12 protein-coding genes are annotated in these 10,984 nt (G+C 34.8%); 6 read left to right on the forward strand and 6 right to left on the reverse strand.

The features are described 5' to 3' along the window. The first annotated feature begins 331 nt into the window (after window positions 1–331). On the forward strand, window positions 332–1,651 hold the full coding sequence (locus J2786_RS22870; protein WP_185097529.1) for a hypothetical protein: 1,320 nt from the start codon (window positions 332–334) through the stop codon (window positions 1,649–1,651). 16 nt (window positions 1,652–1,667) lie between these two features. Beyond that, entirely contained in the window at window positions 1,668–2,240 is a 573-nt protein-coding gene (locus J2786_RS22875; protein WP_156121359.1) for a DUF6705 family protein, read from the forward strand. 168 nt (window positions 2,241–2,408) lie between these two features. Here J2786_RS22875 and J2786_RS22880 read toward each other — a convergent pair whose 3' ends face one another. The 4 genes from J2786_RS22880 to J2786_RS22895 form a co-directional block, all read right to left on the reverse strand. Next, window positions 2,409–2,645, reverse strand: coding sequence for a DUF3820 family protein (locus J2786_RS22880; protein ID WP_082001918.1), 237 nt, complete (start codon window positions 2,643–2,645; stop codon window positions 2,409–2,411). 12 nt (window positions 2,646–2,657) lie between these two features. Next, window positions 2,658–3,737: an AI-2E family transporter gene (locus J2786_RS22885; protein WP_047428699.1), complete on the reverse strand. Its 1,080-nt coding sequence runs from the start codon at window positions 3,735–3,737 to the stop codon at window positions 2,658–2,660. A 12-nt stretch (window positions 3,738–3,749) separates the two neighbouring features. Continuing rightward, window positions 3,750–4,475, reverse strand: coding sequence for a hypothetical protein (locus J2786_RS22890; protein ID WP_047428697.1), 726 nt, complete (start codon window positions 4,473–4,475; stop codon window positions 3,750–3,752). Between the two features lie 72 nt (window positions 4,476–4,547). Next, window positions 4,548–5,273, reverse strand: coding sequence for a hypothetical protein (locus J2786_RS22895; protein WP_047428695.1), 726 nt, complete (start codon window positions 5,271–5,273; stop codon window positions 4,548–4,550). 44 nt (window positions 5,274–5,317) lie between these two features. Here J2786_RS22895 and J2786_RS22900 point away from each other — a divergent pair, with 44 nt between their 5' ends. Both J2786_RS22900 and J2786_RS22905 read left to right on the forward strand, forming a co-directional pair. Further along, the gene (locus J2786_RS22900) at window positions 5,318–6,295 is read left to right on the forward strand and encodes an aminodeoxychorismate synthase component I (protein WP_047428693.1); all 978 of its coding nucleotides are present in this window, start codon (window positions 5,318–5,320) and stop codon (window positions 6,293–6,295) included. Next, window positions 6,279–6,905 carry an aminotransferase class IV gene (locus tag J2786_RS22905; RefSeq protein WP_047428690.1) on the forward strand — a complete coding sequence of 209 codons (627 nt, stop codon included), beginning with the start codon at window positions 6,279–6,281 and terminating at the stop codon, window positions 6,903–6,905. The genes J2786_RS22900 and J2786_RS22905 overlap by 17 nt, the downstream gene beginning before the upstream one ends. Window positions 6,906–6,907: 2 nt before the next feature. Here J2786_RS22905 and menD read toward each other — a convergent pair whose 3' ends face one another. Beyond that, on the reverse strand, window positions 6,908–8,578 hold the full coding sequence (gene menD / locus J2786_RS22910) for a 2-succinyl-5-enolpyruvyl-6-hydroxy-3-cyclohexene-1-carboxylic-acid synthase (protein ID WP_047428688.1): 1,671 nt from the start codon (window positions 8,576–8,578) through the stop codon (window positions 6,908–6,910). Window positions 8,579–8,662: 84 nt separating this feature from the next. On the opposite strand from menD, the gene J2786_RS22915 reads away from it, so the two are divergent. Beyond that, window positions 8,663–9,613: an isopenicillin N synthase family dioxygenase gene (locus J2786_RS22915; protein WP_047428685.1), complete on the forward strand. Its 951-nt coding sequence runs from the start codon at window positions 8,663–8,665 to the stop codon at window positions 9,611–9,613. A 50-nt stretch (window positions 9,614–9,663) separates the two neighbouring features. On the opposite strand, the gene J2786_RS22920 is transcribed toward J2786_RS22915, so the two are convergent. Next, window positions 9,664–9,936, reverse strand: coding sequence for a hypothetical protein (locus tag J2786_RS22920; protein ID WP_047428684.1), 273 nt, complete (start codon window positions 9,934–9,936; stop codon window positions 9,664–9,666). 226 nt (window positions 9,937–10,162) lie between these two features. Here J2786_RS22920 and J2786_RS22925 point away from each other — a divergent pair, with 226 nt between their 5' ends. Further along, entirely contained in the window at window positions 10,163–10,324 is a 162-nt protein-coding gene (locus tag J2786_RS22925; protein ID WP_185097528.1) for a bacteriocin-like protein, read from the forward strand. The last annotated feature ends 660 nt before the right edge of the window (window positions 10,325–10,984 follow it).

Below are 10,984 nucleotides of genomic sequence, written 5' to 3' on the forward strand. Positions count from 1 at the left end.
TTATTTATTAATTTTGTTTTTTCAATGATAAAAATATTTTTTTATATAATTGTTTCGGCGGCATCTTCGATGCCGCCGAAACTATATAAAAGTGTTCTATTTAATTTTACAACCCATTTCTTATGGCTGCTTTGATGGATCAATCAGTCGTTTAATTTTATTTAATACGAGATTGAAAACTAAAACAATACCACTCGTTTTGTCGCTCCACACATATAAATTTGGAAAAAAATATTTCAAAAGACGGGGAAAACCATATGTTACCAAATGAAAAATATTATATATTTGCCGGCTTAAAAATTATAACAAATCGATGAACAAAAAATTTATTTTGCGGTTACTGTTATTAGTAACAGTGCCTCTATTTTTTTTCAATTCGTGTAGAACAGATGAAGCTACACAAGAAGAAAAAAGAACTGAAAGAGAAAAAATCGAAGCATTTAGCAGGTTTGAGAAAAGTTTAGATTCTCAGAAAAACACACAAAAGAACTCTGAATACATCAGTTATCACGAACCTTTTAAGGAAATTATTCAGACATTCATGAACAATAATCCTTCTTTCAATCAGAAATTCCAGAATGAAGTAGGAGAAATATATTTTAATCTCAGAAGTATTACTTACGGAGAAGCAACAAAAGGAATTGCCTACCCTATCATAAAAGACGGCTCAGTTAATGCAGTATTGGTAGGATTGGTGAATCCTAAGAGAGATTGGGTTAATTTTATAGTTTTAAAAAATACTTCACCTGAAGTACAGAGTATAATTTCAAATTTTCAAAACGTTTATAATTCACCTTCGATAGCATCAAGAGGTGGACAGCCTGAGCAAACAGAAGATATACTACCCGTCATAATTACTGTTTATGGAGACATTACCGGACCTGTTAATCATTATTACCAGCCTTATGTAGATTATGGAAGCAATGGTGGTGGAATGAGTGGCGGATCTGAGACCTACGGAGGCTCAGGTGGCGGAAGCCAAACACAAAACCCTCAGGACCCGAAGAATCCTTGTGAAAAGACTACTGGTATAATAACCAATACCACTGTCAAAGCAAAAATTGATGAGCTTAAAGCACAATCTACTTTAGGTGGTGAAAAAGGAGTAAAATTGAAAGTAGACGGAACGCCCTCCCAGATCATAAGCGGAGGGGCACACAGTGTAAATTTTGGAGATAAAACAGGCTATGCAGGAGGTTATCATAACCATACTCCAACAGGAATACCTATGTTATCACCACCAGATGTTGACCAGTTATTAGGTTTTGCGAGAGCACAACCAACTTCTAACTCTGAAAATGTTAAAAATGCATTCGTTGGAATGGTGGCTCCAAATGGCATGCACTATGTTATTTGGTTTAACGGATCGTATCAGGATGCTTTAACCAATTATTCACAAGACAATATAAATGGCTATATTCTTGATTATGTAAAGACTGAAAGTGATTTAACTGATTTTGCAAAAAATGGTAATACATATATTAATAGTGATGGAACAATTAATAATTTAGGAGTGGAAAAACTTTTTTTTGAAACTATAAAAAATATGGGATTAGAAGGAAAAGTTAACTTACAAAGAATAGAAAATGATGGTAGTGTAAAAAATATTAATCTGAATGCCAATAATCAGCCAACCTCAACTACTTGTTAATATTAAATCAATGAATATGAAAACAAATATCAAAACAACAATACTTTTTAGTCTTTTTATAAGCTTTTTATCTTGTAAAGCACAAACAACACTTCCATTAAACACTTCTTTAAAGGACATTCCTGCTAATTCTTATTTAAAAGATTTAAATAACGAACTAAATTCATACACTGGAATATTTCAAGGAAGTTTTCAAGGGAAAAGCATCACACTGTATATCTCTAAAATAGAAAATAAGTTACAAAAAAGTTCACAAAAAATCTATTACTCAGATATTTTAGATATAAAGTATATTGTTAAAAACTCTTCTGGTGTAGTTTTGCAAGACACCAAGAATAATAATATCCCTTCAATAAACCTTTACAGTATAGGAACGAAACCTTATAATAATTCTGCTATATTCTTTTATAGTGGCACAAATTGCAACGTTGGATGGGGCAAAATAATTTTAAAAAAAATCAGCTCTACACAGATTTCATGGGAATATAAACCAAATGATATAATTCTTGATAACAGTAAATGTCCCAGCGGAACAGATATTAATATCTATCTCCCTGAAACAAAAGATTTGATTTTTACTAAACAATAATTACACTCAATATCCTTAATTAAAAAAATGATTGGCTTTACCCAAACAGATAAAGCCAATCATTTTCATTTTATAGCTAATTCCAAAAAATTATTCCAAATTCAATTAGACATATGTCGTCCTGTCTTCGATGCCGCCGAAACTATATAAAAGTGTTCTATTTAATTTTTACAACCCATTTCTTACGGCTGCTCTGATAGGAGTCAAAAGGTCCATCAGACCATTTAATTTGATCTCATAAACTGTTGAAAGCTGCATTCCCAATTTTCCCTTTGGCATTCCGTTTTTATTAAACCATTCCAGATAGCTGATTGGAAGATCTACCAGAACCGTTCCTTCATACTTACCGAAAGGCATTTTCATTACACAGATTTCTTTTAATATATCGGGATTTAGTCCTTCCACGTTTTTATCTTATTAAATTAATTTTTCTGTAATATCTTCCTGACCGGGTAATTCAAGATCAGGAGAGGTTTCTTCATCCGAAAATTCATTTCTGTACACCTGAATCAGAAGAAGAGTCAATGAGATCAGAATAGGGCCAAAAATAAGTCCCATAAAGCCAAACAGATTCATTCCCATAATGATTCCGAATACGGTATTCAGTGGGTGGATATTTTCCAGTTTCTTTAAAAGGGTAAAACGAAGAAGATTATCGGTAAGTCCTACTACTACAAGACAGTAGATTGCCAATCCTAACCCCTGACCTGTATTTCCTTCAGCGATCATAAAGATGCAAACCGGAACGTATACAATGGCTGTTCCTACCACAGGAATTACTGAAGCAGCTGCCGTCAAAGCAAAAAGAAGTATAGCTCCCGGTGCCCCAAATATCAGGTAACCGATAAGCGCTACAATCCCCTGTCCTACAGCTACCACTGGAATACCAATAGCATTAGCCATGATTAATTTTCTCATTTTATCGCCGATCAGGGAGATGTTTGCTCTCTTCAGCGGGGCGGAAGAAGTAAGAATCTTTTCAAAGAGCCTTGGTCTTTCCAGCATAAAATAGAGAATAAAATACATGGACATCACAACGGTAAGCGTATTAAATGTCCCACTGAGCGCTGATGTAGAAACTTTTCCTACATTATCTTTCAGTTTTGCCATATTCTCTTTGCTCAGAATATCAAATCCTGTTTTAGAAAAGATATAAGAATGGATTTTATCCAGGAAAACATTGAATTTGGCCATATAAGCCTGCGCGTTCCCCAGTTTATCAATAATCAGATCAGCAATAAAATAAATCGGAAGAATAAGAACAATAAGACTGGCAAACATCAATACAAACGCAGCCAGTGACGGTTTCCATTTCTTTTCTTCCTGCAGATAAAAATTATACTTTCTGCAGACTACATAAATGGTAATCGCTCCCAAAACTGAGGGAATAAACAATGCCAGATTAAAGCAGATCAATCCGGCCAATATCAGAATGATAGCCAGTAACGACACCTGCTTTATCGCAACACTGCTTATTTGTTTGTCCTTATTCATCATGTATTTTATATTTTATTTGCTGTACATAATTTGTCTTGGTTTTCCTAAGAAAGCACAATAAGTAGAATACATTACAACCATAATAAACGGAGCCGTTAAGATGATCCCGATTCCACAAAGAACAATTCCCGCAGCAGAAATCAGACCTCCTAAAAGTCCGGTTAACAAGAAAGTTCCATAGTTTTCTTTAGCGATATTGAATGATTTCGATAAAGCCTCTGTTGCTGAAGCATTTTCAAATAGCAAAATAGGATATCCTATTAAAAGGAAAGGATATACAAAAATGATAGGTAAAACGCACAATACCAGAGCAATTGAGGAAATTATCCAGGCTAGAAGGCTATAAATCAGAATATTTACAAAGTTCTGACGGTATCCTATAAAAAGATCAGAAAATTCAATCGGGCTTTTGGTATTGTATTTATTGACCATATAGATCAATCCTACATACAATGGAGATAATAACAGGCCAAAAAGGCTGGACGCTCCCATATATAAAGGAAGCCCGGGAGCACTCCAATAATTTAAAGTACCTCCTGATTTCATTTCTTCAACCATAGAAGCAGAATCAAACCCCGTAAGCATCTGAATAACAGACCCTCCAATTAGATAAATAATCATAGCTACAATTCCGTAACCGAAAACGCCTTTGTACATTTCAAAAGCATGAGAAATAATTGATCCCGTATCTCTATTGGGTACAGAGCCTTGCTGATCAAATTCGTTAAATTCAGACATAGTTTAAATATTTAATGATTTTACCAAATTTACTTTTTTTTAGTAAAAAAACCCATTAAACACGAATGAATTTTAACTTTTCTCCGAAAAGACCGTTTTATACAATGAATAAATCATTGCATTCCAAAAAGGAAAAGTAAATAATCCTCCAACAAAAAACAGGGCAAAGCCTAAATACTTAAATATAAAAGCAACAATCACGCATACCGTTATTTCCAGAAAATACATTCTGAGCGCTTTAAAATTTAGAGAAATTGACTCAAAGATTCTTTTATTCGTAAAAAACATCAATGGAGCAACAAACACTGTTGCTATCACCCAAACGATTCCAAGAATAATAGTCTGGGCAGCATTGATATAAATGAAAAACCAGAAAATGTAATATCCTATGTACTTAAAAAAGTTAAGTCCATTATATCCCACCAGCAAATCTCTCAGTTCCAGCTTTTCCTTAAGATCAATTTTTCTGTAAATCTGATAAAAACCGATATTGAGAGGATAAAGAAAAATCATAGTCCCCACAATCATCAGAGAAAAATTCTGAAATTCCGGAGTAGAAACCATTTTAGTATACTGTGTGGCATAGGCCTGCATCCCATCTTTAAGATACTTGCTAGTTTCCATGTACTGGCTCAAAATATTATATTTCAGATCTGCGGCGAAAAATACCGTCAGGAAAATTCCAAAATAGAAAATGGAAAACATCAACTGAAAAACGAGTGTTTTATTCCAATAAAAAAATGCCTGCTTCAATATAAAATCTAGTCCCGGTTTCTGAGGATATTTGTTCTGCATCATAAAAAATTTATGCAAAAGTAAACATCAATAAGTACTTTTGCAGAATGTTTTCAGTGAATCATCAAAAATTTATGGAAATGGACGAACTTTCTCTTCAGAAGGTTCCCTATTTTTTCGTCATCGACTTTCTCTCGGAGAATGTTGAAATCTATCAGGAACATGAAATTGAAAAAGAAGGCTTAATTATTGATTTTCAAGAGTTTTCAAACACAAAAGAGACACAGGAACTGGACAAAAAAGTAGTCTGGAAATCCTTTCCTGAAACATTGGAGAATTTTCAGATTGGCTTTGAAAAGGTTCAGAAAAATATTCGTTTGGGAAATTCTTACTTAGTAAATTATACCAGAAAGACCAAGATAGAGACCAATTTAACCTTAGAAGAAATTTTTTACCACTCAAATGCGAAGTACAAAGTTTTTTATAAAGATTTTTTTGTATTTTTTTCTCCTGAAACTTTTGTAAAGATCATTGACGGAAAAATTTTCACCTATCCCATGAAAGGAACCATTGATGCCTCTATTGAAAATGCAGCAGAAATTCTGAAGAATGACCGAAAAGAGAAGGCAGAGCATTACACGGTTGTTGATCTTCTCCGGAATGATCTGAGTATGGTCGCTGATGATGTAAGAGTGGATCAGTTCCAGCATATTGACTTTATCAAAACCCAACAAAAGGATCTGTATGCCATGAGTTCTGAAATCTCAGGAATGATAAAACCTGAATATGAGGGAAAAGTAGGAAGTATTATGCAGAAACTTCTTCCTGCGGGATCTATTTTAGGAGCTCCCAAACCTAAAACACTGGAAATAATTCTGGATGCAGAAGGATATGACAGAGGATATTACACGGGAATTTGTGGCTGGTTTGACGGCCAAAATGTAGACAGCTGTGTAATGATACGCTTTATTGAAAAAGAAGAAGACCAACTGTATTTCAAAAGCGGAGGCGGTATAACGCACATGAGTAAATTAGAAGACGAGTATCAGGAAATGAAAAATAAAATCTATGTCCCAATTCATTGAAAGCATTAAAGTAGAAGATCAGGAGATTTTTCTATTAGACCTACATCAGAAACGTGTCAACCAGACATTTTCCCATTTCGGGAAGGAAGACTCTATTGATCTGGCCAAAATCTATAAAAATCTGCAGCATGATGAGGATGGTCTTTTCAAGTTAAGAATTGCTTATGACCTTGACAAAAAGATCAGAACACAGATGATTCCTTATGCGATTCCTGAAATACAGGATTTTCAGCTGGTAGAAAATAATAGCTTTGATTATTCATTCAAATTTGAAGACCGCAAGGAACTGGACAAAATGAAGATGAAATCTAAAGCTGAAGAAATTATCATCATTAAAAACAACCATATCACCGATACTTCTTTCTCCAATATTCTGTTTTTAAAAGGAAAAGACTGGTTCACCCCTTCTACCTTTTTGTTAAACGGTGTACAAAGGCAGCATCTTTTAAAACATAAAAAGATCAAAGAAACGGAGATCACTTTACAGAATATAAAGCAATTCACCCATTTCCAGATCATTAATGCGTTGAATGATTTCGATGATATGTTTATCTATCCTATCGACAGAATTATCAATCTGCCGGGGAGTGAAGAATATCTGGATCTGTAAACCTATTTCATAAACTCAAAATACGACTTCAGTACATCTGCACTGTTCTTCCCGTGGGTATTAACTTCCAGGATTTTTGGCTGTGCATCAGGTTTAAAGAAATTCTCAAGAACTCTGTCCAGGGTAAGCTCATCCTCTACTCTGATATAGGAGAAGCCAAAATGCTTCGCCAGAGATTCGGCATTCTTGCGGTGTTTTGTGGCAATAAATTCATCTAATGTATTCGGGTTGGCATTTCCGGGTCCCGGAATAATTTTAAAGATATTTCCTTCACCGTTATTGAAGATCATAATTCTTACAAATGGTGGAATATATTGATTCCAAAGACCATTGATATCATAGAAGAAACTCAGGTCTCCCGTGATCAATAAGGTTGGATTTTCATTTTTAATGGCAAATCCCATGGCGGTAGAAGTAGATCCGTCAATACCACTTGTTCCTCTGTTGCAATAGATTTTTCTCTTTCCGAAATCAAACAGCTGAGCATATCGGATCCCTGAAGAGTTACTGAAATGAATATTATAATTTTCAGGAATTGTTTGTGATGCTTTATTGAAGAAATAAAAATCCGAAAAATCAATTGTATTTAAAAACTGTTCGTGTTTAGCATCTTTTTTATCCCTTAAAACATCCCAAAGATTAAAATAAGGTCTAGGTTCCAGGTTGATGAATTTCAACAATTTTGAGAAGAAAACTTCAGGTTTCACCTCTATCTTTTCTGTAAGTGAGAAATAAGTATCGGGCTGCCAGACTTCATCCAGATGCCAGTGCTGCTTTGGACGGGCACTTCTCAGGAATTGCTTTACTTTTTTGGAAACCACATTCTGTCCTACCGTAATCAACAGGTCAGGAGCGTAGGTTTTATAATCCGCTTCTGTAAAATTGAAAATATAACGGTCTATATGTTTGAAGAATTTCTCATGGTGTAAATTTGAATTGGCTTCACTCAATACAACGACAGAATGATTTTTCACGAGCTGAGTCAGCTGGTTTTCCAGTTCCGGGCTATAATCTCTTGTTCCCACCAGCAGCATAATTCTTTGTGAAGTATGCCATTCCGCAATCAGATTGGATGGAATTTCATACTCTTTATGTTTTATGGTTCTTTCCACAGTTGGGAAAGTGGGAAGTTCAGATACCAGCTCATATAAAGGTTCTTCCAATGGAATATTAATATGTACCGGACCCTGTTTTTCAAAACAAAGTTCAATAGCTTTTTTAATGATATCGAAATTAATATCTTCTGCATTCTCTTTGCTGTCTTCCAAAAGCTGAAAGTCACCATAGGAATGCTGATGAAAAACTTCCTTCTGCCTGATCGTCTGCCCATCAAATATATCCACAAAATCAGTTGGACGGTCTGCCGTTAGTACCAAAAGAGGTACATTCTGATAGAAAGCTTCGGTAATCGCAGGATAATAATTAACTACAGCTGATCCGCTTGTACAGGTAATGGCTGCAGGCTTTTTTTCACTTTTTGCCATTCCCATTGCCACGAAAGCAGCACTCCTTTCGTCTACAATACTATAACAGTTGAAACTATCTACCTCTGAAAAATGGATGGCCAAAGGAGCATTTCTTGACCCCGGAGAAATTACAATATCTGCAATTCCGTACTGCTGAAGAAGATGTGCAAGTATTTGGATACTTCTCTTAGAAGAATATTTTTTCATACAGCAAATTTAACTTATAAATAATGATTTTAAAATCATTTAATTTAAAAAAAATGTAATTTTGCTGTTCGTAAATTTCTAAAAATGGATAAAATACCTAGTGTAGACCTGCGTGATTTCCTTTCGGACAACCCGGAACGCAAACAGAAATTTGTAAATGAAATCGGAAAAGCTTATGAAGAAATTGGTTTTGTAGCCTTAAAAGGCCACTTTCTTGATGACAACCTAGTAGAAGATTTGTATGGTGAGGTAAAAAACTTTTTTGAACAGCCAGTGGAAACGAAACAAAAGTATGAGATTCCAGGAATTGGTGGCCAGAGAGGTTATGTAGGATTCGGTAAAGAAACTGCAAAAGGTTTCAAAAAAGGAGACTTAAAAGAATTTTGGCACTTTGGACAGTATTTGTCTGATGATTCAAAATACAGAACTGAGTATCCGGACAACGTAATCGTTGATGAACTTCCAAGATTCAACGAAGTGGGTAAAGAGGCATTCCAGATGCTTGAGAAAACCGGACAGTATGTTCTAAGAGCTTTAGCATTGCACCTTGGTTTAGATGAATTTTATTTTGATGACAAAATCGCGGAAGGAAATTCTATTTTAAGACCTATTCACTATCCGCCAATCACTGAAGAGCCGGATGATGCGGTGAGAGCAGCTGCTCATGGAGATATCAACCTAATTACCCTTTTAATGGGAGCACAGGGTAAAGGTCTTCAGGTTCAAAACCACAACGGAGAATGGATTGATGCCATTGCAGAACCGGATGAACTGATGATCAATGTTGGAGATATGCTTTCAAGACATACCAACAACAAATTGAAATCTACCATCCACAGAGTTGTAAACCCACCAAGAGAAATGTGGAGTACTTCAAGATACTCAATTCCTTTCTTTATGCATCCCATCAGTGCTATGTCTTTAAATGCACTTGAGAACTGTGTAGATGAAAACAATCCAAAATTATACGAAGATACTACTGCCGGAGAATTCCTGCATGAAAGATTGATCGAACTGGGATTGATTAAAAAATAAAAAGAAACGGCTGTATCAAATTGAGGCAGCCGTTTTATTTAACTTTTGTCTTATCCCGTTATACAATAAAATTCCGGACATGGAGTGGGCTGTGTAAAAGTACCCCACGGACAGATACAAGTATAAGAATCACCACCGCCGCCAGGATTTTCTCCACCTCCTGGGCCTCCGCCATAAGGAACACATTTTCCATTTGAACAGATTTCACCTGCAGAACATCCACCTTCTCCCGGTCCGCCTCCTTCAAAACAAAATGCTGGTGAATTTACTCCAGCAACAATACTTCTCTTGTCTTCTCTTGAAAGTTTTCTTAGATTTTTCATAGTTATTGATTTTTGGTATTTCCTACTCTATAAGCTTTTCGGATAACGCTAGCTTAAAAATAGTATTTATTTCATTAACAATCAAATATTTAAATCAAAACAAACAATTATATAGTTCTTAAAACTATTTATTAATTAAAATTTTTATTTTTAATATAAAAACATTATTCAATTAAAAATATTTTAACTATTTTTACTTTACCTACAAATTTTCAATTAAAACAGTATGAAAAATCTAAAAAAACTAAAAAAAGACCAATTAAAAAACATTTCAGGAGGTTCTCACCTTCCAGAAACAGATTTCTGTATGTACTATTGCAATGGAACCATTGTTTGTGCAACCTGCAGCGATGATTTCAAATGCCCGGACACTAACAATGATATGTAAGATTCAAATCAAAATGTCATCAATAAGAACCGTTTCTTTAGAGAAGCGGTTTTTTTATTTCTTTGACTTAAAATAAGGCAGATTCTGAAGGATTAAATCTCGTTTCTATAGCCACATAGCTTTTAACTACAATAAGCTGTTTATAGGCTTAAAAATACAGGCTGGGAATAATTCTGTTTCCGGATTATATAGAAGGGTGTTACAAGATTGCGGGTTTTAGAGTTACGTGTTAGGAAGGGACGGTCAATAGATATTTTCAACCTATAGAATTAATGATGTCACAATAGATGTTCATTTCTTTTGTTTCATTCCGTAGGAATAAAGGTTTATGTATGACAGGTTTAGGGGCTGTAAGATCACAGGATAATGTTTACGTATTTTAGCACTTAGTACAGTTAGTATTAGCCCTGTCATGCTGAGCGGAGTCGAAGCATTTAATTAGGAAGAATAGATCAGCAAAGATACTAAAGACGGCAATCTAGGAAGAAACATGAATGATGAATAATAATTGATGATTGCTTATTACGCGCATCTATTATCTATTATCTATTTCTCATTACCCATAACCCTGAGCTGGGTATAAAGCAAAAAAAAATCCTTTATCGTTATGATAAAGGATTTTTAAAAATAAAATAAAAACTGGCGGCGGCCTACTCTCCC

The sequence above is a fragment of the Chryseobacterium vietnamense genome (assembly GCF_031454475.1).
Taxonomy (GTDB): domain Bacteria; phylum Bacteroidota; class Bacteroidia; order Flavobacteriales; family Weeksellaceae; genus Chryseobacterium; species Chryseobacterium vietnamense.

Excerpts from the sequence above, each read along its gene's own strand:
- J2786_RS22875 (WP_156121359.1), top strand. The coding sequence starts at position 1,668 with ATGAAAACAAATATCAAAACAACAATACTTTTTAGTCTTTTTATAAGC.
- J2786_RS22885 (WP_047428699.1), bottom strand. The coding sequence starts at position 3,737 with ATGATGAATAAGGACAAACAAATAAGCAGTGTTGCGATAAAGCAGGTG.
- J2786_RS22890 (WP_047428697.1), bottom strand. The coding sequence starts at position 4,475 with ATGTCTGAATTTAACGAATTTGATCAGCAAGGCTCTGTACCCAATAGA.
- J2786_RS22895 (WP_047428695.1), bottom strand. The coding sequence starts at position 5,273 with ATGATGCAGAACAAATATCCTCAGAAACCGGGACTAGATTTTATATTG.
- J2786_RS22900 (WP_047428693.1), top strand. The coding sequence starts at position 5,318 with ATGTTTTCAGTGAATCATCAAAAATTTATGGAAATGGACGAACTTTCT.
- J2786_RS22905 (WP_047428690.1), top strand. The coding sequence starts at position 6,279 with ATGTCCCAATTCATTGAAAGCATTAAAGTAGAAGATCAGGAGATTTTT.
- menD (WP_047428688.1), bottom strand. The coding sequence starts at position 8,578 with ATGAAAAAATATTCTTCTAAGAGAAGTATCCAAATACTTGCACATCTT.
- J2786_RS22915 (WP_047428685.1), top strand. The coding sequence starts at position 8,663 with ATGGATAAAATACCTAGTGTAGACCTGCGTGATTTCCTTTCGGACAAC.
- J2786_RS22920 (WP_047428684.1), bottom strand. The coding sequence starts at position 9,936 with ATGAAAAATCTAAGAAAACTTTCAAGAGAAGACAAGAGAAGTATTGTT.
- J2786_RS22925 (WP_185097528.1), top strand. The coding sequence starts at position 10,163 with ATGAAAAATCTAAAAAAACTAAAAAAAGACCAATTAAAAAACATTTCA.